Annotated in this window: 23 protein-coding genes and 1 pseudogene; 15 read left to right on the plus strand and 9 right to left on the minus strand. The window is 47.6% G+C overall.

Annotated features, from left to right (window positions below; translation table 11 throughout):
- Positions 1-371 precede the first annotated feature (371 nt).
- From rpsD to ACO53F_RS03625, 4 genes are all read right to left on the minus strand, one after another.
- Positions 372-980: a 30S ribosomal protein S4 gene (gene rpsD / locus ACO53F_RS03610; RefSeq protein WP_023391913.1), complete on the minus strand. Its 609-nt coding sequence runs from the start codon at positions 978-980 to the stop codon at positions 372-374.
- 290 nt (positions 981-1,270) lie between these two features.
- Complete coding sequence (locus tag ACO53F_RS03615; RefSeq protein ID WP_485137339.1) at positions 1,271-1,972, minus strand: 5'-methylthioadenosine/adenosylhomocysteine nucleosidase; 702 nt, start codon at positions 1,970-1,972, stop codon at positions 1,271-1,273.
- A gap of 20 nt (positions 1,973-1,992) precedes the next feature.
- On the minus strand, positions 1,993-2,490 hold the full coding sequence (locus ACO53F_RS03620) for a hypothetical protein (protein ID WP_485137340.1): 498 nt from the start codon (positions 2,488-2,490) through the stop codon (positions 1,993-1,995).
- A complete protein-coding gene (locus ACO53F_RS03625; protein WP_485137341.1) occupies positions 2,483-3,064 on the minus strand; it encodes an NUDIX hydrolase in 582 nt (193 codons plus the stop codon). Before ACO53F_RS03625 ends, ACO53F_RS03620 begins: the two co-directional genes overlap by 8 nt.
- Positions 3,065-3,233: 169 nt before the next feature.
- Between ACO53F_RS03625 and ACO53F_RS03630 the strand changes: the two genes are divergently transcribed.
- The 8 genes from ACO53F_RS03630 to ACO53F_RS03665 all read left to right on the plus strand — a co-directional run bounded on the left by ACO53F_RS03630 (position 3,234) and on the right by ACO53F_RS03665 (position 9,184).
- Entirely contained in the window at positions 3,234-4,265 is a 1,032-nt protein-coding gene (locus ACO53F_RS03630) for a 5-bromo-4-chloroindolyl phosphate hydrolysis family protein (RefSeq protein WP_485137342.1), read from the plus strand.
- Positions 4,265-5,503, plus strand: a complete 1,239-nt coding sequence (locus tag ACO53F_RS03635) for a toxic anion resistance protein (protein ID WP_485137343.1) — start codon at positions 4,265-4,267, stop codon at positions 5,501-5,503. The genes ACO53F_RS03630 and ACO53F_RS03635 overlap by 1 nt, the downstream gene beginning before the upstream one ends.
- Positions 5,504-5,621: 118 nt before the next feature.
- Entirely contained in the window at positions 5,622-6,182 is a 561-nt protein-coding gene (locus ACO53F_RS03640; RefSeq protein ID WP_485137344.1) for a hypothetical protein, read from the plus strand.
- A gap of 9 nt (positions 6,183-6,191) precedes the next feature.
- Positions 6,192-6,455 carry a hypothetical protein gene (locus ACO53F_RS03645; protein WP_035364200.1) on the plus strand — a complete coding sequence of 88 codons (264 nt, stop codon included), beginning with the start codon at positions 6,192-6,194 and terminating at the stop codon, positions 6,453-6,455.
- Between the two features lie 167 nt (positions 6,456-6,622).
- Positions 6,623-7,228 carry a hypothetical protein gene (locus ACO53F_RS03650; protein WP_485137345.1) on the plus strand — a complete coding sequence of 202 codons (606 nt, stop codon included), beginning with the start codon at positions 6,623-6,625 and terminating at the stop codon, positions 7,226-7,228.
- 14 nt (positions 7,229-7,242) lie between these two features.
- The gene (locus ACO53F_RS03655; RefSeq protein ID WP_485137346.1) at positions 7,243-7,845 is read left to right on the plus strand and encodes a hypothetical protein; all 603 of its coding nucleotides are present in this window, start codon (positions 7,243-7,245) and stop codon (positions 7,843-7,845) included.
- Positions 7,846-7,865: 20 nt separating this feature from the next.
- Entirely contained in the window at positions 7,866-8,504 is a 639-nt protein-coding gene (locus tag ACO53F_RS03660; RefSeq protein WP_485137347.1) for a hypothetical protein, read from the plus strand.
- Positions 8,505-8,521: 17 nt separating this feature from the next.
- Complete coding sequence (locus tag ACO53F_RS03665) at positions 8,522-9,184, plus strand: hypothetical protein (protein ID WP_485137348.1); 663 nt, start codon at positions 8,522-8,524, stop codon at positions 9,182-9,184.
- 536 nt (positions 9,185-9,720) lie between these two features.
- On the opposite strand, the gene ACO53F_RS03670 is transcribed toward ACO53F_RS03665, so the two are convergent.
- The 3 genes and pseudogenes from ACO53F_RS03670 to ACO53F_RS03680 all read right to left on the minus strand — a co-directional run bounded on the left by ACO53F_RS03670 (position 9,721) and on the right by ACO53F_RS03680 (position 13,732).
- Positions 9,721-10,557, minus strand: coding sequence for an endonuclease/exonuclease/phosphatase family protein (locus tag ACO53F_RS03670; RefSeq protein ID WP_485137349.1), 837 nt, complete (start codon positions 10,555-10,557; stop codon positions 9,721-9,723).
- A gap of 76 nt (positions 10,558-10,633) precedes the next feature.
- Positions 10,634-12,265, minus strand: a pseudogene (locus tag ACO53F_RS03675) (PTS transporter subunit IIBC); the annotation flags it as partial.
- A gap of 273 nt (positions 12,266-12,538) precedes the next feature.
- Positions 12,539-13,732 (minus strand): acetate/propionate family kinase, encoded by a 1,194-nt coding sequence (locus tag ACO53F_RS03680; RefSeq protein WP_485137350.1) that lies wholly within the window; start codon positions 13,730-13,732, stop codon positions 12,539-12,541.
- Between the two features lie 194 nt (positions 13,733-13,926).
- Between ACO53F_RS03680 and ACO53F_RS03685 the strand changes: the two genes are divergently transcribed.
- Together ACO53F_RS03685 and crcB are read left to right on the plus strand one after the other, a co-directional pair.
- Positions 13,927-14,856 (plus strand): hypothetical protein, encoded by a 930-nt coding sequence (locus tag ACO53F_RS03685; RefSeq protein ID WP_485137351.1) that lies wholly within the window; start codon positions 13,927-13,929, stop codon positions 14,854-14,856.
- A gap of 92 nt (positions 14,857-14,948) precedes the next feature.
- Positions 14,949-15,311 (plus strand): fluoride efflux transporter CrcB, encoded by a 363-nt coding sequence (crcB, locus tag ACO53F_RS03690; RefSeq protein ID WP_485137352.1) that lies wholly within the window; start codon positions 14,949-14,951, stop codon positions 15,309-15,311.
- Between the two features lie 50 nt (positions 15,312-15,361).
- On the opposite strand, the gene ACO53F_RS03695 is transcribed toward crcB, so the two are convergent.
- Positions 15,362-15,562, minus strand: a complete 201-nt coding sequence (locus ACO53F_RS03695) for a cold-shock protein (RefSeq protein ID WP_298076838.1) — start codon at positions 15,560-15,562, stop codon at positions 15,362-15,364.
- A 238-nt stretch (positions 15,563-15,800) separates the two neighbouring features.
- On the opposite strand from ACO53F_RS03695, the gene ACO53F_RS03700 reads away from it, so the two are divergent.
- From ACO53F_RS03700 to ACO53F_RS03720, 5 genes are all read left to right on the plus strand, one after another.
- Positions 15,801-16,487, plus strand: coding sequence for a response regulator transcription factor (locus ACO53F_RS03700; protein WP_023391893.1), 687 nt, complete (start codon positions 15,801-15,803; stop codon positions 16,485-16,487).
- The gene (locus tag ACO53F_RS03705) at positions 16,477-17,469 is read left to right on the plus strand and encodes a sensor histidine kinase (protein ID WP_485137353.1); all 993 of its coding nucleotides are present in this window, start codon (positions 16,477-16,479) and stop codon (positions 17,467-17,469) included. Before ACO53F_RS03700 ends, ACO53F_RS03705 begins: the two co-directional genes overlap by 11 nt.
- 125 nt (positions 17,470-17,594) lie before the next feature.
- Positions 17,595-18,353, plus strand: a complete 759-nt coding sequence (locus tag ACO53F_RS03710; protein ID WP_023391891.1) for an ABC transporter ATP-binding protein — start codon at positions 17,595-17,597, stop codon at positions 18,351-18,353.
- 1 nt (position 18,354) lies between these two features.
- Entirely contained in the window at positions 18,355-20,400 is a 2,046-nt protein-coding gene (locus ACO53F_RS03715) for an FtsX-like permease family protein (protein WP_485137354.1), read from the plus strand.
- Positions 20,401-20,412: 12 nt separating this feature from the next.
- Complete coding sequence (locus ACO53F_RS03720) at positions 20,413-20,601, plus strand: hypothetical protein (RefSeq protein ID WP_485137355.1); 189 nt, start codon at positions 20,413-20,415, stop codon at positions 20,599-20,601.
- A 51-nt stretch (positions 20,602-20,652) separates the two neighbouring features.
- Here ACO53F_RS03720 and trpB read toward each other — a convergent pair whose 3' ends face one another.
- A complete protein-coding gene (gene trpB / locus ACO53F_RS03725; RefSeq protein WP_314943288.1) occupies positions 20,653-21,864 on the minus strand; it encodes a tryptophan synthase subunit beta in 1,212 nt (403 codons plus the stop codon).
- Positions 21,865-22,272: the final 408 nt, after the last annotated feature.

A 22,272-nucleotide genomic window follows, 5' to 3' on the forward strand; every position in this document is an offset into this window, starting at 1 on the left:
AGCTAGTCACTACATCATCTCCAACAATCCCAAAAGAGAAATAGCTAGTTGTAAAGTTTTATGCCACTAATTTATCATTTAAAGCAAGTCGAGTCAACATTAAATTCTAATCTTTTTTTAATTTTAATCCGGAAGTTATTGCTCTGAATAAAACTAATGATTAATTGCTATCATTTAAATAGATTAATTTTCAAACTTGTCCCTAGCTATTAGATAGGATTTCGATAAATTGCATCATGTTTTCATTAATTTATCTTACCTAACAATCTCACTCTCCAAAGCAAATAGATGTCTTGCTAGTCCCCTTCCCTTTCAATCTGATAGAACAAAAAAACACGCCGTCAACCGGCGTGTTTTCTTAAAGGCTAGGCTTAGCCTAATTTGTTGTAGTATTCAACGACGAGGGCTTCGTCGATTTCAGCGTTAAGTTCGCTACGTTCTGGTAAGCGAGTCAAAGTCCCTTCGAAAGCAGCTGCATCGTAAGAAACGAAGTCTAAACGAGAAACAGTGTTTTCCAAAGCTTCCTTGATGATTGCTAAGTCGCGAGAAGATTCACGCAAACCAATCACTTGACCTGGTGTTACCAAGTAAGAAGGAATGTCCACACGCTTGCCGTCAACAGTCACGTGACCGTGGTTTACTAATTGACGAGCTTGACGACGAGTGGTAGCAAAACCTAAACGGTATACCAAGTTGTCCAAACGAGTTTCCAATAAAGCCATGAAGTTTTCACCGTGTTTACCGGTTTTGATCTTACCAGCTTTGCGGAACAAGGTCGCGAATTGACGCTCGTTCATGCCGTAAGTGTGGCGTAATTTTTGTTTTTCTTGTAATTGCAAACCATACTCAGAGATTTTCTTACGTTGGTTGCCGTGTTGACCTGGTGCGTAGTTGCGACGTGCTAACTCTTTACCAGTTTCAGATAATGAGATGCCTAAGCGGCGAGATAATTTCCAAGATGGACCTGTGTAACGAGACATTCTTGAATTCCTCCAATAAAATAGATTTTTGTTTGGAGTAAAATAATCCTAAAAAACCGAATGCGTGCAGGTGATGTGAGGCGTTCGCTTTTCTGCAGCCGCAGTTACTAACCTACCCCAAGGGGGCAATCAACTGTTGACGCGCTTTCCTTTTTTATGCTGCATTATTTTACACTCTTACGATTATAGCAAATTCTTTTGGCCCTGACAAGTCTTGTCGTGCAAATATTTTAGCCTAGTCACTCCTACTTAAAGTCACAGGACTCTAGGTGGTCATTTACATCGTTTCATTAACTAGCTTCCCCCATACGCTCCAAGAGTTCCATGACCAAGTTAGCAGATTCCTTACCAGCTAAGAGAATAAACTCATCGAAAGTGATGTTAGCTTGGTCATCGGCAGAGTCCGAGATAGCCCGAATGACCACACAAGGAATCCCTAGCACATAAGCGGCTTGCGCAATGGCGGCCGACTCCATTTCACAGGCTAAGGCCTGAGGGAAATTGGCCTTGATTGGAGCCTGTTGACTTGGCCCCGCCACGAAGGCATCGCCTGAGACAATCAGGCCACGATAGACTTGCTTGCCCTTGGCTTGGTAGAGTTGGGCTGCCAAGTCTGATAAGGCTGAGTGGGTCTCATAAGCTACTGGCATACCGGCCATTTGACCGATTTGATAGCCAAAGGCTGTCACATCCGCATCATGATGGCGCAGTTGGTCCGCTACCACCACGTCCCCTACCTTGAGGCCGTGGCCCAGGGCGCCGGCGCTCCCGGTGTTGATGACCAGGTCCACATCAAAAAGCTGCTTGAGCAAGGTCACCGTCATGGCGGCATTAACCTTCCCAATCCCGGATTGGACCAAGACGACGTCCTGGCCAGAAAGTTGACCTTGGTAGAAGGTATAGCCGGCCACAACTTGCTCTGATTCTTGCTGGAGGGCTTGCTTAAGTAGGCGGATTTCTTCTTCCATGGCGCCAATAAGTCCGATTTTCATAGATTAACTCCTTTTTCTAATTAAAATACAAACATAATCACCATGACAATGAGCAGCAAGACAGCTACCAGTATCAGGGCATTATTAAGGAAACGATCCAGTCGCAAGCTATAAGGTCCCTTGACTTTGGTGGGCTTGCTAGCAGGCGCGGGCTCTTCATCATATTCGTCATATTCTTCATATTCGTTATAAGCCACATAGGCCTGATGCTCATCATAGTCGTAGTCCTCATCCTGGTAGGTCTCAGTCCCATAAGATGAATCTTCATAAGCTGAATAGTCTTGGTGATGGGACGCTTGCGGGATTTCCTCCACTTCATGATAGGCATAGGGATCTTCTTGCCAATTCTTACTAGAGTAGACCTGAGTTTGGCCTAAGTCCTGGTCTTGGTCTTCTAGGCTTGGCCAATCCGCTTGCTTGCTTTCTTGGCTGGCGCCTCCCTTGACATAGTCTTCATATTCCCGTCGGTGCTTGTCCTTGCCGTGGTAGCGGGACATGCGCGTTTCGGTCTCAGGCATGCAAGCCACCTCCTCCTAACCAGAGTTGGAGGGCGTAGAGGGTCTTAAGGTCAATAATTTGGCCTTGGTCCAGTAGCTCTTGGACTTGCTGACGAGTCATTTCAAAGAGTTCAATGCCCTCATCATCATCCTGAGGCAGTGGATTTTCGACTGAGACCAGACCATGGGCATAATAGAGGGTTAACTTCTCGTCTAGGAAGCCTGGTGAGGCATAGAAGTCGCCCAGATTCTGCCAGTTGGCTGCCTGATAGGTGGTTTCTTCCTCCAACTCACGCTTGGCACCTTCTAGGGGCTGGTCCTGATCGCCTTTATCCAGAATCCCAGCTGGAATTTCATAGGTATCAGAGTCGATTGCCGCCCGGTACTGCTTGACTAAGAGGACCTTGTCTTCAGGCGTAACGGCTAGAATAGCTACCGCCGGTTTCTTATGGATAAGCTCACGCTCGACCACCTGGCCTTGGTCCAATCTTACCTGATTAAGGTAGGTTTGCAGAATGACGCCATCAAAGATTAACTGGGTCGACACCATGCGGGATGATTGATTAAAGCTGACTTCATTGGCTGCAATTTTCATAGAGCAGACCTCCTTTTACTACTTGACTCTAGCATAGCCTCTCCCCTGTCATAAAGCAAGAAAAAGGCCACGGCTTAAGTCTTACTTAAAAATAGGCCTCAAGTCCGATACACAAGTCCAGGTCCTGTGCTACAATAGAGACAGTAAAACGAATAAGGAGGTTTTGAATATGTGGTTACCAGGTCAATTAATAATTGTCAGTCCTTTGATTGTCACTTCCCTTGTCCTCCACTTAGCTTATCGAAACTTAGATTTCTCCAGCCGTTTGGCAGCATATAAAAAAAGTATTCAACGTCGTGCCGGTCTTGGCATCGGCCTATTCTTCATCTTGAATTTCCTATTCAAGAACTTATTTGCTGGAGGCTATGGCTTAGCCACACGTCTAGTCCTGGCTTTCGTCCTCTATGGACTGGGCCTTCTGATCCTAGCCACTGGCTTCCAGCAGATTAATAAGCTCAAACCTGCTGACTGGGTCCGTTACTTCTTCTATATTGGCATTGCCTGCACCATTCTGGCTGTCAATGCCATTGTCTCAGGCAACCATTTAGACTTTGAATGGATCATCGCTCTCATCTTCCTAGAGCTATTCGGCTTGGCTTGTGTGACCGGCTTGGTGGTTCTAGTCAAGTTTGCCGGTCCTAGCGAAGAAAACCCCTATAAGACTTTTGTTGCTCACACAAGCAGCAACAAGGTCCAACACTACCGCCAAGCAGGTCTGTCGGACCAAGAAATTCAATTCCTACGTGAGCAACTGGCTACTGCCAAGCCTCAAATCCAAAGCATCGAGCGCGAATTCAACCAAAACGCTAAGCTCCGTACCCTAGAGGTCCGCTACAATACCGTCAAGGTCTGCCAAAACTACTTCAAGGACATCGTCAACCAGCCAAAACGCCTGGTCGAAGCCAGTGACTTCCTCTATAAGTACCTGCCTTCCCTAGAAGATATTCTTAAGAAGTATAACGAAATTAACGGCCACGTTGCCAAGAACAAGCAAACCTACATGATTTTGGAAAAATCTGCGGCCACTATTGAGAAGCTCTGTCAATCCATTAACGATGCCTATGTCCACTTCCACCAGGAAGATCTCAAGGCCATGGAAGATGAACTCTATGTAGCCAATCGCACCCTTAAGAGCCAAGAAGCGCTCCAATCAGACGAAAGTGTTGAAGATATCATTAACCTCGGAAAGGATGAAGCCTAATGTCACAACGTCCCGATTTATTTGAAGAAATGCAAGCCCAAACACCTAAAACCAGTACGGTAGAAGACTTGCTGGATAATCCCTTCGACCTAGAACAAACGCCTAGCCCTGCCTCCCCTCACAATGACCTAGTGGATGCCGAAATGATGGCTAAGCGGGCCGTTACCACTGAAAAGCTGATTGACCGCCTGCCAGAACATCGCCAGCAACAGGCCTATGATTTGGCTAAGCAAATTGACGAGCAGAATATGAGTGCCGTCATCGCCTACGGCTCCAATGCCCAGAAGAAACTAAGTGAGTTCTCCCATGGCATGCTCAACAAGGTCCAACTCAAGGATACAGGTGAAATTGCCGACGTCCTAACCGACCTCATGCACCAACTGGAATCTTCTAACCCGCGTGACTTAACGGCCTCTCCTAATATCTTCCAAAAATTCTTTGGTAAGATTAAGGCTTCCATTGCCGAAACACAAGCCCGCTACCAGAAGATTGGCACTTCCATTGACCGCGTGGCCATCCGCCTAGAACGCGAGAAGAATGAGTTACTCAACGACAACCTCATGTTGGAACAACTCTATCAGAAGAACAAGGACTACTTCGAAGCCCTCAACATCTACATCGCAGCCGGCGAGCTTAAGATGCAGGAATTGCAAGAAGAGATTATCCCTGCGGCTATCGAAAAGGCCAAGGCTTCCGGTGACCAAATGGACGTCCAAACCGTCAACGACCTCAACCAATTCCTAGACCGCTTGGACAAACGGACCCACGACCTGCGCTTAACCCGCCAAATGACGGTCCAACAAGCGCCACAAATCCGCATGATCCAAAACACCAACCAGGCCCTAGCTGAGAAGATCCAAGTCTCCGTCCACACGGCCATTCCGCTTTGGGAGAACCAAGTCATGATTGCCTTGACCCTACTCCGCCAGCAAAATGCCGCGGTTAGCCAACGCCAAGTCTCACAAACCACTAACGACTTGCTCAAACGTAATGCCGACATGCTCAAACAATCAGCAATTGATACAGCCCGCGAATCCGAACGAGGTGTTATTGATATCGAGACCTTACAACATACTCAAAACAGTTTGATTGAAACCATCGAACAAACTCTGGAAATCCAACGCGAAGGACGTCGTCAACGTCAAATCGCCGAACAGGAACTCCAGCTCATGGAAGGTCAGTTGCGTGATAAGCTCATGGCGATCTCTAACGAACAACAAGCCTACCTAGAAGAATAATTTAGATTCCCCCCGGACAGGAAGTCAGCTTCCTGTCCTTTTTCTATTCCTTGCCCTCTTGTAAGAAAATAAAAAGGGGCATATAATAGAAGTAGAGAGAGAGGAAAGGACTCGCTATATGTTTAATGAATTATTTAATGACAAGCAACAAGCCCTCTATTTATTTGACGCCCAGCGTCAGGCCTTTGCCTTAATTCCAGAGCAAAAGCGCCCCATTTATCTAGCCTGCCATCATCGTAACTTCTTGATTCTGGTTGTCTTCGCCATGATTTCGCTAGCGCCCGATAGCTCTATCTGGCTCAATTTAGCCATTTGCGCCGGACTCTATGGGCTCATGACCTGGTACTACTTGACCAAGTTGACGCCAAAAGCTGATTGGCAAAGTCTGACTACTGACCTAGCTGTCTATCCGACCTTCTACAAGCGTTTTGACTTATCCAAGCTCAAGGTCAACATCAGCCTCTTCGTCTTTGTCTTATTGGCCGTTCTGATTGGGATCAGCCAACGGGTGAGCCAATCCCTAGTCCTCGAAATTCTGCTAGCTCTGGCCATCGCCTATGAAGCCCTGCGTCAGATTCTGATCTTCCTGGCCTTACGCCAGAGCCCCCTGCCCCCAATTTCAAGCAAGCAAGTCAGTCCAAGACTCAAAAGCCAAGTGCTCAAGAAAAAGAAAAAGTAGGTGATTCTCATGTCTGCCCTATTCAGCCTTATTCCCATCTGTCTGCTGATTTTTGCCGGCTATCTCTACTGGTTCCGCGACCACATTGTCACACTCTTAGAATTAAGTTCCCATCGGGAGATTGTTGTTCTGAGCGTAGCCTATGCCAGTCTGGCTCTCTTGGGGCTAGTCTTAGTAGTGCTCAAGCAATTTGAATGGTTGCTGGGTCTCCTCATTCTAGTCTCCGTCCTCAGTGCCATCTTAAGCTTGGTTCTGACTCGCTTTATGAAATAATTTCGATAGATAGCCCACCTAAGTGCTTGACTTGAGGTGGGCTATTTTTGTCGGCATTTGCCTTATAGGACATGATTTGAAGCCCTTTTCAAAGAGTGGTATAATAGTTGCATAGTCAAGTGTCATTTTCAGAATGATTTGCACTTGCTAGAGAAAGGAAGATGATTATGAGTCATACATGGCTCCGGAAACTTCTACTATCCGGACTTAGTCTCTGCCTCCTAACAGCTGGTCTCCCAGGGACAGCTCATGCCCAAGAGAGCAATTCACCCCCACCAACTGCCGAAGACAAAAATGTTTTCGGTGAAAAAACGGCGGTTTACGGTAATGAAGATGCCGGCTATCTGCAAATTCCTCTTCGCTTCATGCCAGTCGAAGGCCAAAGCAAGGACGAACAAGCCTACCGCTTCCGCGATGAAGCCAGCGGCCAAGAAATCGTCTGGGGCATTCGCGATGTCAAGGCGCCGACCGACGACAAAATTCCTCAAGACTTCAAAGACCTGTCACCCGTCTATTGGATTGGCTTCCTCAATTTGCGCGAGCGGATTGGACAAGGTGGCACCAACAATATGGGAGAATTTGCGACCGTCAATAATTTGACCTTCTACCATGTCGCGACCACCCTACCTGACCGGTCCGAATCTACTTTCTACTATCTCCGCCTTAACAATAAGGAAGATGTCATTCTACTGACCATCACCGGACCTGACCGGGCTGCCTTAGATAAATTAGCCCCTATTATGTTTACCTGGTCCCCAACCAAGTATGAATAGAAAGGAGCCTGATCATGAAACTTAGAAAAAAATTCTGGCGTGGCCTCCTGATTAGCTTGACCTTGGTCTTAATAGGACTGGCTGGCCTGACGCCAAGCAGTGTAGACGCCCAAGATAATAAAACGCCTGTGGCTCCAACCCTCAATATGGACCAAACCCAACGCGTGGGAACGGACACCATGGGCTATGTCACCATTCCGGCTGACTTTAGCCAGACCAAGGACGAAGAAAAATACAAGGAATGGGCCAATGCCGACGGTAGCATTACGGTCATCTTGCGTTCCCTGGATCCTCATCAGCCAGTAGCAGATGCTCCTGACAACTCAGACGTCTACCTCTATACCATGGGCTATCTGGGTGAGGAAATGGGCAAGCGCAATGCCGGCTATGTCGCTGTCGACCGAATCAAGGCCGATGATCCTAAGGCAGGTATGACGCTCACGGCGACCATCCTACTTGAAATGGATGGCAAAAAAGTCCCTACCCTCATGAATTACAATGTAGCCCCTGCTAGCACAGGCGCCAAATTGCTTTTGATTCGCGTCTACAACTTTAATAACGACAGCATCGACAAGTTACTACCAAGCCTCACTAAAACTTGGTCTGATACCAAGTAAGTCAACGAAAGGAGTTTCCAATGAAACGATCTATCCCTCTATTGGCTTTGGCTAGCTTAGCCTTGGCCGGTCATTTAGCCTTAACTACAGTAGCTCAAGCCACTGAATCAAGTGCTACAAGTAGCACCAGCCAAGAATCTGCCAAGGAGTCAAGCAAAGACTCATTTTTCAAAAAATCTAACGAATCCCAAGCTAAATCAGTCCAAGTAGGCCTTCCTAATGCCGGCTACTTCAACCTTCCTGGTAATTTCCAAGAACAAAAAGGCGATACCTCGGATACCAGCATTCACTACCTGGATAAAGACAATCAAGAAGAACTCTACATCGATATCCAAGACGTCAAGGAAGGCGACCTGCCTGAAGCATTCAAAAAACTCAAGCCACTGGACTATATGGCCCACAATGACATGTCCGTCTACGCCTTCAAAGCCCATGGCAAAAAGGTGACGACTGTCCCTGTTAACCTAGGCAAACCTTTGGGTTATGTTTATCAAATTGATGTGACCAAATCAGATGATAGCCGGTCCGTCATCATTGACTTCGCCCATCCTGATGATGCCAACCGTATCGTGCGCTTGACCTTCTTCAGCTCTAATGAAGAATCCCTTAAAAACTTAGTTAAGCACTTAGAAAAATGGCAAGCTAAGCCAGCCAACTAGTAGAAAGGATGAATCACATGACTAAAAAATTATTGAAAAGCGTCCTCTTAAGTTTGGCTTTGGCTACTAGCTTAGCGCCAACTGCTATCTTAGCCGAAGAACAAAGTCAGCAGGACAACGCTTCTTCCGTTGAGTCTATCTCTAAGCTACGCGAAGAAGCCAAGAAAGAAGTTTACAATGAAGGCAAATCCCAACGTGTTGGGAGCGATCTAACAGGTTGGGTCAATGTGCCAGAAGATTTTAAAGAGTTGACTAAATACAAGGAGGAATATGAAGGTAGACTGCTTCAATATGACCGCAATAACGAAGATGTCGTGGTCACCCTTGAGAAACTAGATACCTATCCACGCGAAAAACTGCCTGAATTCATGAAAAAGGCTACTGATCTTGAACTACACGCAAAGGATAAGGTATTCCATGTCAACTCTACCTTGACCCCTTACTTTATCGAGATCACGAAGACTAAGTTGCCTTTTGCTGATGAAGCCATCAGGATTCAGGCAAAATACGGGCCAAACGATAATCCCGACTTATCTAGCCAAATCGTCTACTATGTCTTCTCACCAAATGACCAAAAAGATCAATACTATGTCGTATCAGTCGTATCTTATATCACGGATGATGCCTTCATCAAAAACCAAGCAGAACCAGTCATCAAGACCTGGTCTCCTACTAAATAAGTCATAAGCGACCGGCAACGCCGGCCGCTTTTTTGTTGGGTGAAGTTTCTGGCTTTTTCTCAGTTTCTGACTGAGCTAGTGGGCCAGTGGCTCGCGGTTTTTTCCCGGTTTTCAGGCATTATCCCCGTTTCCAGCCGAGCTAGTGGTTCACTCTTTAAAGTGGTCCACTAGCTCCTGACTTTCTCTCTGTTTTCCGCCCTTTTCCCGGTTTCTGGCCGAGCTAGTGGTCCACTCGACGGAGTGGACCACTGGCTCCTAGCTTTCTCTCTGTTTTTGGACATTTCCCCCAGTTTCTGACCCAGCTAGTGGTCCACTCTCCAGAGTGGGCCACTGGCTCCTGGCTTTCCCACGGTTTTCCGCCCTTTTCCCCGGTTTCTGACCCAGCCAGTGGTCCACTCTTCAAAGTGGGCCACTGGCTCGCGGCTTTTTCCCGATTTTCCGCCCTTTTCCCGGTTTCTGGCCGATCTCTTGGCTTTTCCTTGTTAATAAAACAAAGAAGAGGCCGGATTCATAGAATCTCAGCCTCTCTCTTATTTTTATGCCCAGTGAGCAATGATTTCTAAGCCAAAGTGGTCGCTGACGACGGGACCGCGCTTGCCGTCTAAGACAACTCGGTAGCTATCCACCACAAAGTCTTGGCTCAAAAAGGCCAAGTCAATTCGCAGTTGGTCCACATTGCCTTCCCAGCCGTCAATGGCTTTCTCGACAGTGAACTCGCCCTCTTTTTCCTTAGCCACTAGGAAAGCATCCTGGAGCTTAAGGTCACTGGCAGCAATCAAATCATAGCCTTCCTGGCGCTTGCCAGCCGGATTGTTGAAGTCACCCATCAAAATCAATGGCAACTCAGCATGTCCACGTAGGATGGTTTCCGTCTTCTTCCATTCATAGCCAAAGCTAATATCACTGTCAGGATCCCACCAGGAGAAATGGCCGCTGGCTACTTGCAGAGCTCGCTCGCCAATATGAGTCTGTGCCCGTAAGAGGACTCGGGTGTGATAGTCTGTCCGGTCTTGGATGGCAGAGACCCAGTAAGCTTCTGGCTGCATTGGCTCTTTAGACAAGATGGCCACACCCTCATCATAGCGATCAAAGCCAATGTGGGCATCTGCCCAGGCCCAGTAGTAGGCCTTGCCAGCTTGTCGCAATCCTTCTACTAAGAGGCGGGCAAAGTTATCTTCCTTAATGGAACGTTGCTTAGCCACCGGACAGAAGTAAGCATCTGGCTCCCAGAGAGGCGCCGTCATGGTTTGGTTGACTTCTTGGAGGGTAATCAGGTCATAGTCGCCTGCCAGAATAAAGTCAATCAACTCCTGAAGCTTACGCTCCTGCTCCACTTCAATCCAACTATGGGTATTGAGGTCCAATAATTTCATAATTTACCTCCTATGAAAAAAAGGTCAAAGAGTGGTGCGAGCCACTCTTTCAACCTTTTTGTAATGATTAATGACTTAAAGCGTCTTGGATGTCTGATTTGAGGACATCGGCTTTAGGACCGTAGATAGCTTGTACCCCAGTGTCTTTGAGGACTAAGCCCATAGCACCGGCTTTCTTCCAAGCTTCTTCAGAACCAACCTTGCTTTGATCCTTAACAGAGACACGTAGACGGGTCATGCAGGCGTCAACATCCACGATGTTTTCGCGACCACCTAAGAGTTCAATGATGGTGGTTACTTGTTCATCAGCTGGTTTTGCTTCACCTGAATCTTTGCTGTCAGTTGTACCGGAATCGTAGTTACCGTTACGGCCTGGAGTTGCAAAGTTAAACTTCTTAATCATGAAGTCAGCGATGAAGTACATAATCACAGCGAAGGCTACAGTCGTGATGACAAAGCGAACTAAGTCCATCGCCAAACCTGCTTGAATAGTCATTGGTGTACGAGTTAAGAGCTCGATAGAACCGAAGGAGTGAACACGTAATGGCCAGATATCTGCCATAGCGAAGGATGCCCCTTGAACCACTGAATATACCAAGTATAATGGCATAGCCGCGAACATGAAGAGGAACTCGATTGGCTCGGTAACCCCTGTTAAGAAGACAGCCAAGCAGATAGAGATAAACATGGTGCGGTATTCAGCCAATTTATCCTTATCCACATTGCGGTACATAGCGTAAGCCAAGCCCATGAGGGTCCCCATAGAACCAATCATTTGACCTACTTTGAAACGAGCTGGAGTCCAGTTCTTCAAGATGTGGTCGACTTGAGACATGTCGCCAATGTTGCGGAAGTGAGCTAAGTCAGATGCCCATGCTAACCAGAGTGGGTCTTGACCGCGAACGATTTCACCAATCTTGTCACCAGACAGGATTTGGTAAACCCCACCTAAGTCGGTGTAGTTGATTGGGATTGTTAACATGTGGTGAAGACCGAATGGTAAGAGCAGACGCTCCAAGGTCCCGAAGACAAATGGTGAAACAATTGGTGCAGAGTCTTGCGAAGTTGCAATCCAGAGACCAAAGTTGTTAATCCCGATTTGGATAAATGGCCATACAACTGCCATTACTAAAGAAGTAATCACTGACCATAAGATAATAACAAACGGTACGAAACGTTTCCCGTTGAAGAAGGCCAAGGCATCAGGCAACTTACGGAAGTTGTAGTACTTGTTGTAGGCGTTAGCCCCTAAGAAACCTGAGATAATCCCAACGAATACCCCCATGTTAAGTGCAGGTGCACCCAACACGCTGGTGAAGAAACCTTTAACCATGATTGGGGTACCAAACAAGGTATGGGTGGTAGAAGCTTCATCTAAGAGCATCTTGTCGCTCACGTTGAAGACTGCACCCGTAATACGGTTAATGAGGATGAAGGCCAAACCTGCTGCGAAGGCACCGCCCGCACGGTCCTTAGCCCAGTTCCCCCCGATCGCAAGCGCGAAGAGAATGTGCAAGTTAACAATGATTGCCCAACCGATGTTTTCTAAGACACCACCGGTAGTAACTAAAAATGGAATAGACCCAAAGCTAATCGCTAAGGTTTTCCCGATACTGATCATAAGACCAGCTGCTGGCATAACGGCAATAACGACCATGAGGGCTTTACCGAACTTTTGCCAGAACTCAAAACTCAAGAATTTTTTCATCTTGTGTCTCCTTTCTATAAGTGCTAATTGTCTCTCTACCCTTCGCACATGTTGTCGGAATCTCAAGTTGGCAAAGTGACAATCAATAATAATGACATGAAGATTCCAACACGTACTTACACTTATATATTAGCGTTTTCAAGTCTAAAAGTAAAGCTCATAAAGGGAAAGATTTACGATTGATATCGGTATCATAAAAACTGACAAATTGCCTACTGATATGGTGACAAAAAAAGGACTGGGCAAGCTGTCCCAGTCCTTGTCATGCGCTTATTAAGCTTGTTTTAGGCGCTCAACTTCGCGAGCGATTTCCATTTCTTCGTTAGTAGGTACGTTAAGGACGGTAACCTTAGCACCTTCTGGTGAGATGATGGCTTCTTTACGCGTGTTGTTACGTTCAGTATCAATGTCACAGCCGAAAGCAGTGATGCCCTTGATGACTTCCTCACGGATTTGGATAGAATTCTCCCCAATCCCAGCAGTGAAGACAATGGCATCTACCCCGTTCATAACCGCAATGTATTGACCAATGTATTTTTGGATACGGTTGACGAAGATATCGTGAGCTAATTGGGCACGTTCGTTGCCTTCACCAGCTGCTGATAAGATGTCACGCATATCGCTTGATACGCCAGAAATCCCCAAGAGACCTGACTTCTTGTTAAGGATGTTAACCATTTCAGCTACATCGCTGATGCCTAATTTTTGCATAACGAAGGCTACTAAAGAGGCATCGATATCCCCAGTACGAGTCCCCATGGTTAAGCCTGCTAATGGTGTGAAGCCCATAGAAGTATCAACAGAGATTCCGCCGTCTACAGCGGTGATAGAAGCCCCGTTCCCTAAGTGGCAGGTAATGATCTTGAGGTCTTTGATGTCTTTGCCCATCATTTCAGCTGCACGACGTGCTACGTAGTGGTGGCTAGTCCCGTGAGCCCCGTATTTACGAGCCTTGAATTTTTCATAGTACTCGTATGGTAAGCTGTAGAGGTAGTTAACCGCTGGCATAGTTGTATGGAAAGAAGTATCGAAGACAGCTGCCATGGTGATTTCTGGTAAACGTTCCTTGAAGGCGCGCATTACCGCAGCTTCCGCTGGGTTGTGGAGCGGTGCAAATTCGCCTAAGTCGGCAACTTGTTGGATGACCTCATCATTGATTAAGGCAGATTCCTTGAAGAGTTCGCCCCCTGCTACGACACGGTGACCTGCCCCGGTGATTTCGTGGTAGTCTTTGACAATCCCTAATTCGGTTAAGTGTTCGAATAAGAGTTCAACTGCCCGGTCGTGGGTCGCAATCTCTTCTACAAGTTCAAATTTTTGGTCGTCGCCGTATTCGATCGCAAAGATTGAGTTATCCAAACCAATCCGCTCTACCAAACCTTTTGCAACTACCGTTTCTTGTGGCATTTCAATTAATTGGAACTTCAAGCTTGAAGAACCAGCGTTAATCGCCATTGTTTTTGACATGGTCTTAATCGCTCCATTCTGAGTTTTAAATAATCGATACTCCTATTATAGCACCCTTAGCAAGCCTTTGCATAGAAAAGACATTAGAAAAACGCAAAAAAGTCATCTTTTTTTCCTTGAATCTATTTGCCTAGAAATTTATAATAAGAACATAAAGTAAACATGTTGCCATTCGCATCAAGGAGGTTATGATAATGCGACGATTTATTAAGCTTATTTTGGCATTAGGATTGGTGCTGGGATTAGCCCTACCCCTCAGCCAAGCATCCGCCCAAGATGATTACATCTATGGGGTGCCAGTAGAGAACTTAGGCAATCGTACCTATGGACGTCCAGCCGTTGATTTAGGTTACAACCCTGATTCCTTCCAGCTAGACGCTGATAGCAAAACCCTCTATACCCAAGGGATTTCCTATTCTGTCAATTTTGAACAAATCCCTACCCAAACCATCCAACTTCAGTCTGCCTACCCTGAAGAAGGAACGCGGACAATTTATGTTAACACTCGGGTAACGGTAACAAGCGACCCAAGCAATGGCCTAGCCATTCGCGGTCACCAGTTCTACCTCTTCTACAACAAATTTGGGACCATCTCCCTGGCTTTCCCTAAATTAGCTTCCAATACCCTTCAAAAACCAGATCCAGCTACTCCTTATGTCGAGTATGTGGAATCTGGTACCAAAAAACCTGACTACAATACCATCCAAGCCGTACCAGCAGATCAAGCCCCTTACCGGGTGGACACCAAAAACTTAAGCCCGTTGACCTATCACATGAACACAGTCAATGCGCCAAGTGATTACAGCCTAGAATTCACCAACTATACCATGTCCTTCAACTACCTCAACGATAGCAAGCAAAACACCTATCGTTTCCAAGTAGTCGACGGCCCAACCAAAGAAATTCGGGTCTACTCGGCTGATGGTTCTGGTATCCGGACAGTTAAGGTCAACACCCGCCTCATTCCACAAGCCATTGTCAATGGTAATGAGCGCCAATTCGGTTATGCCTACTATCTCTTCCACAACAAGAATGGCACCATTTCCTTAGTCACACCTAACTTCGCCGGCAACTACGGCCAAGGTGAAGAAGATGTCATGACGGAATATGTGGTCAATCCATAAGATCTTTAGCAGACTGGGACTAGCTCCCAGTCTTTTTTTACACTTTCCTCTGGTCCGACAGTCTGTTATACTGTTAGCCATGAGGTGATGACATGGAATTTTTATTAGTAGGTATCGGTGGCGCCTTGGGGGCTATTTTACGCTATTTGCTAGGGCTATTGCCTTATCAAGGCAGCTTTCCACTTAAGACTTGGGCCATCAACTTAGTCGGTAGTTTCTTGATTGGCTGGTTGAGCGCGCGTTTAGGGCGTCAAGCCTGGTTCCCGGGCGATCAGTTGTTGCTTATCACCGGTCTCTGTGGTGGCTTTACCACCTTCTCCACCTTCAGCTTGGAGAATCTCAAACTCCTGCAGGCAGGTCACTATCTCCAAGCCCTGCTTTATATGACCAGCAGTCTAGTCCTAGGCTTAGCCTGTGTCGCCCTAGGCTACTTATTAGGCCAAGGCAAGCTATAAAATACCAAAAGGCTAGAAGCTAATGAGCTTCCAGCCTTTTCTTATATCAATTAGATAGCAACCACATTAATGGCCTGCAAACCGCGCGAAGTTTCTTGGACGTCATAGGAGACCGCTTGGCCTTCATTCAAGGTCTTGAAACCTTCCGCTTGGATATTCGAGAAATGTACAAAAACATCGACCCCGTCTTGCCCTGAGATGAAGCCAAAGCCCTTATCGACGTTAAAGAATTTCACTGTACCGTTTAACATGACTTTCCTCCTTATTTTTTTATGGATTACATCATTCAAATAATCAAGAAGAAAGCAAAGCATCTTAATCATTTTCTTAATTAATCTACCACTCTGATACTATAATGGAACAAGTTCCAAAAGTAAAGTCTTTTTGCCTATTTATTTTAGGATTTGGCAAATTTCTCCTTGTCCCCCTTGAGACTTGGCGCTTATGGCGTCCTATGCTACACTATAATAGAAGCAAAGGAGGGCTCCCATGTATAAGATTCTACTGGTCGAAGACGACCCTATTATCGCCCAATCCATCCAAAATATCCTCGCCACCTGGCACTATGAGGTCATCCTAGTCCAGGAATTTGACAAGGTTTTGGACCTCTATCTGCAAACCTCACCCCAGTTAGTCATTCTAGACATTACCCTACCCCTCTTTAACGGCTACTACTGGTGCCAGGAAATCCGCAAAGTCTCCAATGTCCCTATTCTCTTCCTGTCCTCTCATGACCAAGCTACCGAGATCGTCATGTCCATCAATATGGGGGCAGACGATTATATTACCAAGCCCTTTGACAGCATGGTCCTGGTAGCCAAAATCCAAGGCCTCATGCGTCGGGCCTATGAGCTGACCGCCGAGACAGAGTTTTCCGAGTATCACGGGGCCATGCTCAATCTCAAGACCACCCAACTCCACTACCAGGGCAACTTGGTCGATTTAACTAAGAACGAATTCCAGATTCTGCGGGTTCTCTTCGCCTCAGCTGGCCACTATGTCAGCCGCGACCAACTCATGCAGGAACTCTGGTCCAGTGAAGTCTTCATCGACGACAACACCCTCAGTGTTAACATGGCCCGTCTCCGTAAGAAATTAGAAGGCGTGGGCCTGGAGGACTTCATCCACACCAAGAAAGGAATTGGCTACGGCCTGGTGACTGCTCATGAAGCCTAATTTTTTCTTATCCTGGCTGCGCAACCGCCGCTGGCTACTAGTCAGCAGCCTCTTGCAAGACGGTCTACTGCTGATTTCGGCCTTTGCCTTTGCCCAATACCAAGACCTTGCCCTCTATATCTTGACCCTAAGCCTGGTCTTACAAGTGACCCTGGCAGGCCTAGATGCCTGGAAGGAATGGCGCCACACTCAACGGGTTGAGCTACAGCTGACCAATCACCAGCACCATCTTAAGGACTCCAATTCCACTTTGGCTGAGCAGACTATCTGGCAGGGCCTGCAAGAAGCTCACCACCAACTGATCCAAGCCCAGCAAGCCTATCAAGCCAACTACCATGAACAGTTAGATTACTATACCCTCTGGGCCCACCAGGTCAAAACACCCCTGTCGGCTGCCCAACTCCTAGTCGAGCAACTGGATCCAACGGGTCCCCTCCGGCCCCTTCTGCAACAGGAACTCTTCAAGATTAGCCAATATGTCGACCTGGTCTTACACTATCTGCGTATGGATACCTTCCACCAAGATTTGCAGATAGAATCGGTCAAGATTCAGGACCTGGTTAATCAAGTGGTCAAAAAATACGCGAGCTTCTTTATCCATAAGCCCCTGACCCTGGAATTGGAAGGTCTGGACTATGTCTATGTGACCGACCGCAAGTGGCTGGAGCTCATTCTGGAGCAACTCCTGTCTAATGCTATCAAATACACCCCGCAAGGGACCATTAAGATTAGTATCCAAGAGGGTATCTTGACTATTGCCGACACAGGCATTGGCATCCAAGCCCAGGATATTCCTCGGGTCTTTGAGCGTGGCTTTACAGGCTTTAACGGCCGGGTTTCCCAGCAATCCTCTGGCTTGGGCCTCTACCTCTGCAAGGCCATCGCCGCCAATCTAGGTATTGGTCTAAACCTTCAATCCCAAGTGGGCCAAGGCACTCAAGTTCAATTGGACTTGAATCAAGCACAATTAGCCCAAGATTAAGTCAGTCACTGCCAAAGTGACAATAATGTAAGATTAAACCGGAAATTGCAAGCCAAAGCTAAGGTAAGGCAATTTCCGGTTTTATATAATGAAACTATCAAATAACTCAAGAAGGAGTGACTGACATGACTTTACTAGATGTTCAACACGTACAAAAAACATATCATACACGATTTGGCGGCCAAGCCGTCCAAGCTCTTAAGGATATTCACTTTTCGATCGAAGCAGGTGAATATGTGGCCATTATGGGGGAATCAGGTTCTGGTAAGACCACCCTACTCAATATCTTGGCCCTTTTAGATCAGCCAACTAAGGGCCTGGTCTATCTCAACGGTCAAGACACCACTACCATTAAGCAAGCCGATGTGGCAGCCTTTCGCCGTAATGAGCTGGGCTTCGTCTTCCAAGACTTCAACCTCTTAGACACCCTATCCGTTAAGGACAACATGATCCTGCCCTTGGTCCTCTCCAACCAACCTGCCAAGCAAATGGATAGCCGGGTTAAGCCGGTCGCTAACCTACTAGGCATTGGCGACCTCTTAGATAAGTTCCCCTATGAATTATCAGGCGGGCAACAACAACGGGTAGCCATTGGCCGGGCCATTATTACCCAACCTTCCCTCTTATTAGCCGACGAACCAACAGGGGCCTTAGACTCCAAGTCCTCGGCCATGATTCTGGACCAGTTCGAAGCCATTAACCGCCAGGGCCAAACCATCCTCATGGTCACCCACTCAACAACTGCTGCCAGCAAGGCTAAGCGGGTCCTCTTCATTCGCGACGGTATTCTCTACCACCAACTCTTCCGCGGGGACAAGACCGACACCGCCTTCTTCCAACAAATTAGTGACACCCTGACCGCCATGGCAAGTCGAGGTGAGTAAGATGAGCAAAGTACTCTTTCCCTTAGCGCTAGCCAACCTGCGCAAGAATTACCGTCTCTATGGGCCCTTCGCCCTAGCCTTCGTGACCTCGGTGGCCCTCCTCTATAACTTCATCACCCTGGCCTTTAATCCTAGCCTGTCTAGCCTGCGGGGAGGTCCTTCCATCGTGACCGTTCTGGCTCTGGGCATGATTATCCTGGCCATTACCGGGGCCGCTATTATCTGGTATGCTAACGGCTTCGTCTTCAAGCAAAGAACCAAGGAATACGGCCTCTACGGCATCCTAGGCCTTGAGCGCCGCCACCTACTCTCCCTCATGTGGATTGAAATCACCGTCTTCAGTGGCCTTTCGGCCCTAGTTGGGATTGCCAGTGGTGCCCTGGTCAACCGCCTGATTCTTGCCCTCTATCAACGGATTATGGATTTGAGCCTAGAATTGGATACCAAGTTCCAGCCCCAATACTTGTGGACCTGCCTGACTTTAATCCTCCTACTCTACTTAAGCCTAATTATCATTAATAGTTGGCGGATTTTCCGTCTCAAGCCCCTGCAGTTAGTTCGCGAAAGTCGACGCGGGGAGAAGAAGGGCCGCTTTACCTGGCTCAGCGCCTTAATTGGCTTAGGCCTCATGGGCTATGGCTACTACTTGGCCTTAAGCATTGAAAATGCCCTGGCTGCCATCATGGTATTCTTCCTGGCGGTCCTCTTAGTGACAGCTGGGACCTACCTGCTCTTCCAGGCAGGCTCCATTACCCTGCTCAAGTTCCTCAAAGGCCGCAAGTCCTACTACTATAAGCCAGAGAACTTTATTTCCACCTCTAACCTGATCTTCCGTATGCGTAAAAATGGGGTCGGACTGGCAACCATCTGCCTACTCTCCACCATGGCGCTGGTGACCTTATCAGCGGGGATTTCCCTCTTCCTAGGGACCGAATCAGCCATTAACCGTTTCTATCCTACTGACTATAGTCTCAGCCTCAACTACTCCTATCAGCTTCCTCGTGTGGATGCTAGCAAGACGCTAGAAGAGCAATTAAGTCAATTTGGTCAGAAATATCAATTAGACCTAGTAGATATGGATCATACCCACTACATCCAGGTCATGGGTAAATTCCATGGCCATGATTTTACCGGTCAAGAAGTTCATGTCGATAGCGAGACTGGCATGGTCAAACATGATAATCCGGACAAGGAAAGTGCCACCCTCAATATTATCAGCCTAGCCGACTATAATCACTTAAGTGGCCAAAACTATCAATTGGCAGCCAACCAAGTGCTCTGGTTCGACAATCAAGCCAGCGCGGCCGATCGCAAGAATCAAGAAATCCAAGTGGCAGGCCAAAGCTTCCAGATTCAAGAACACCTGACCTCTAACCTCTTAGAGACCAAGGCGCCAGACTTCACGATGAACTTCGTTGACCACCGGACCCTCTTAGTCGTGTCGGACCTGTCCGTCATCCAAGATAAGCTGGCAGGCACCAACTTCATAAGCCGTTACACGGTCTATGCCAATAGCCAGGCCAGTCACGACCAACAACTAGCTTCTGCCGAGCATCTTGAAGAAGTGCTGAAAACAGTGCATGTTGATGAAGGCATTCCCGTTAATGCTTCCTTCCTGGTTAAGGCGGAAATCCGCGACTCCTACATGCAGATGATTGGTTCTATCTTCTTCATCGGTATCTTCCTAGCAGCTATCTTCCTACTGGGCCTAGCCTTGACCATCTACTACAAGCAAATTTCTGAAGGCCTGGAAGACGCGGATCGCTTTGAAATCCTTCAAAAGGTCGGTCTGACCAAGCAAGCCATCCACAAGACCATCCGCAAGCAAATCACTGTGGTCTTCTTCGCCCCAATTATCTTGGCCCTCTGCCACCTGGCGGGCGCCTATCACATGATGAGTCTGATCCTGCGCTTGATTTCTGCTATGCGCCTAGAAGATATCTTGATTCCAACTATTGGCACCGCCCTGGCCATCACCCTCTTCTACTTCCTAGTCTTCTTGATTACCTCACGCAGCTACGAGAAGATTGTCTCCAGCAAGAGTTAGGAGGTCCTAACCATGAGCCGCTTGCTCCAAATTCCGCGCGCCATCAAGCTACTAGCCCTCTGCCTCCTCTCGCTAGTCCTGGGCTTGCTAGTCTTTGTCAAGCTCAGCCTCCACATCTGGCTGGCCCACTTAGGCGGCAAAGTGGCCCTGATGACAGCCGGACTCCTAGCTCTAGGCCTAGCCCATCTCCTCTTGAATTAATCGCACTAGAGCAAAAGAGACAGACCTTCTAAGAGGTCTGTCTCTTTTAGCTTATAATTTGAGTTCTGGATGAGCTTGCAAGTAGTCGGCAATGGCCGCCACGTCCTTGTCCCCACGACCGGATACATTGACGATAATGATTTGATCAGGTGACATCTGAGGGGCACGTTTAATGACTTCCGCTAGAGCGTGAGAGCTCTCAATAGCTGGAATAATGCCTTCCAGACGGGTTAAGAGCAAGAGGGCCTGAACAGCTTCGGCATCTGTTGCTGGCACATATTGAGCTCGGCCTGCATCTTTGAGATAGGCATGTTCTGGCCCTACCCCAGGATAGTCCAGCCCTGGCGAGATGGAATAGACTGGCATCACTGAGCCATCTTCATTGAAGAGCGCGTAGGTCTTCATACCATCCACAACCCCGACAGTGCCCAGAGTTAAGGTCGCTGCATGACGGTCGGTCTGGAGCCCATGGCCAGCTGCTTCAACCCCCACTAAGGCTACCTGGCTATCAGGTAAGAATTCAGCAAAGGCCCCGATGGCATTGGAGCCGCCACCCACACAGGCAATGACCATGTCAGGCAGGCGCCCTTCTTTTTCCAGAATCTGACGACGAGCTTCTTGGCTAATGACCTTCTGGAAGTCCTTGACCATGGAAGGATAAGGGTGAGGGCCAACAGCCGAACCTAGAACGTAGAAGGTGTCCTCAATGCCTTGAATCCATGCTCCAAAGGCTGCGTCAACGGCTTCCTTGAGGGTTCGTTCCCCTTCTTGCACGGCATGGACGGTGGCCCCCAGCATTTCCATGCGGAAGACATTGAGACGCTGACGCTCTACGTCTAGGGCGCCCATGTAGATGTCACAAGACATACCGAACTTTGCCGCCGCAGCCGCAGTCGCCACCCCGTGTTGACCAGCCCCAGTTTCAGCAATGACCTTCTTCTTGCCCATGCGCTTAGCCAATAGGATTTGCCCGATGACATTGTTGAGTTTGTGGGCCCCCAAGTGATTGAGGTCTTCACGCTTGAGGTAAATCTTAGCCCCACCCAAATGTTGGGTCAAACTCTCCGCATAGTAGAGCGGGGTCTCACGACCTGAGTAGTCCTTGAGATAATGGTGGTATTCAGCCAGAAATTCTGGGTCATCCTTGTAGCGGTCATAGGCTTCCGCTAATTGGTCCAAGGCCTCTTGAACAACTGGTGGCACATAGCTACCGCCAAATTCTCCAAAAAATCCTGTTGGTGTTTGTCTTAATTCTTGTGTCATAAGGGGTTCCTCCTCTAATTTTGCTTATCTATCTGATTAAAAGTCAAAGCTAGCTAAGATACAAAAAGAGCCACATAGTAGCGACTATGCGGCTCTTAATCTCCTGATCGGGAACAAATTCGCCAACATAGATGCATCTTAGACCACGCTAAAAGTTGCATCTATGTTCCAGAACATACACACAACTTATCTATGCCAGCTTTGCCAACTTTGAGTTGCAGTAAATGTCATGGCGAATGCCCTCCTTCTCTCTCATTTGATTCTCATTATACACCTTTTTTCTCAGAATGCAAGCCTAAAATTCAAAATAAGAAGCCCCAGCTCTCAAATCGAAAGCTGGGGCTTGTCTTATCTGACTAGGCTTTAGTCTTCATCTGTCGCTTGGCGTTTGCGCGTCGCAACTAGGCC

This window comes from Abiotrophia sp., from assembly GCF_057275535.1.

Bases quoted from the DNA above. Each gene is read 5' to 3' on its own strand.
- rpsD (WP_023391913.1), bottom strand. From the start codon at position 980: ATGTCTCGTTACACAGGTCCATCTTGGAAATTATCTCGCCGCTTAGGC.
- ACO53F_RS03615 (WP_485137339.1), bottom strand. From the start codon at position 1,972: ATGAAAATCGGACTTATTGGCGCCATGGAAGAAGAAATCCGCCTACTT.
- ACO53F_RS03620 (WP_485137340.1), bottom strand. From the start codon at position 2,490: ATGCCTGAGACCGAAACGCGCATGTCCCGCTACCACGGCAAGGACAAG.
- ACO53F_RS03625 (WP_485137341.1), bottom strand. From the start codon at position 3,064: ATGAAAATTGCAGCCAATGAAGTCAGCTTTAATCAATCATCCCGCATG.
- ACO53F_RS03630 (WP_485137342.1), top strand. From the start codon at position 3,234: ATGTGGTTACCAGGTCAATTAATAATTGTCAGTCCTTTGATTGTCACT.
- ACO53F_RS03635 (WP_485137343.1), top strand. From the start codon at position 4,265: ATGTCACAACGTCCCGATTTATTTGAAGAAATGCAAGCCCAAACACCT.
- ACO53F_RS03640 (WP_485137344.1), top strand. From the start codon at position 5,622: ATGTTTAATGAATTATTTAATGACAAGCAACAAGCCCTCTATTTATTT.
- ACO53F_RS03645 (WP_035364200.1), top strand. From the start codon at position 6,192: ATGTCTGCCCTATTCAGCCTTATTCCCATCTGTCTGCTGATTTTTGCC.
- ACO53F_RS03650 (WP_485137345.1), top strand. From the start codon at position 6,623: ATGAGTCATACATGGCTCCGGAAACTTCTACTATCCGGACTTAGTCTC.
- ACO53F_RS03655 (WP_485137346.1), top strand. From the start codon at position 7,243: ATGAAACTTAGAAAAAAATTCTGGCGTGGCCTCCTGATTAGCTTGACC.
- ACO53F_RS03660 (WP_485137347.1), top strand. From the start codon at position 7,866: ATGAAACGATCTATCCCTCTATTGGCTTTGGCTAGCTTAGCCTTGGCC.
- ACO53F_RS03665 (WP_485137348.1), top strand. From the start codon at position 8,522: ATGACTAAAAAATTATTGAAAAGCGTCCTCTTAAGTTTGGCTTTGGCT.
- ACO53F_RS03670 (WP_485137349.1), bottom strand. From the start codon at position 10,557: ATGAAATTATTGGACCTCAATACCCATAGTTGGATTGAAGTGGAGCAG.
- ACO53F_RS03680 (WP_485137350.1), bottom strand. From the start codon at position 13,732: ATGTCAAAAACAATGGCGATTAACGCTGGTTCTTCAAGCTTGAAGTTC.
- ACO53F_RS03685 (WP_485137351.1), top strand. From the start codon at position 13,927: ATGCGACGATTTATTAAGCTTATTTTGGCATTAGGATTGGTGCTGGGA.
- crcB (WP_485137352.1), top strand. From the start codon at position 14,949: ATGGAATTTTTATTAGTAGGTATCGGTGGCGCCTTGGGGGCTATTTTA.
- ACO53F_RS03695 (WP_298076838.1), bottom strand. From the start codon at position 15,562: ATGTTAAACGGTACAGTGAAATTCTTTAACGTCGATAAGGGCTTTGGC.
- ACO53F_RS03700 (WP_023391893.1), top strand. From the start codon at position 15,801: ATGTATAAGATTCTACTGGTCGAAGACGACCCTATTATCGCCCAATCC.
- ACO53F_RS03705 (WP_485137353.1), top strand. From the start codon at position 16,477: ATGAAGCCTAATTTTTTCTTATCCTGGCTGCGCAACCGCCGCTGGCTA.
- ACO53F_RS03710 (WP_023391891.1), top strand. From the start codon at position 17,595: ATGACTTTACTAGATGTTCAACACGTACAAAAAACATATCATACACGA.
- ACO53F_RS03715 (WP_485137354.1), top strand. From the start codon at position 18,355: ATGAGCAAAGTACTCTTTCCCTTAGCGCTAGCCAACCTGCGCAAGAAT.
- ACO53F_RS03720 (WP_485137355.1), top strand. From the start codon at position 20,413: ATGAGCCGCTTGCTCCAAATTCCGCGCGCCATCAAGCTACTAGCCCTC.
- trpB (WP_314943288.1), bottom strand. From the start codon at position 21,864: ATGACACAAGAATTAAGACAAACACCAACAGGATTTTTTGGAGAATTT.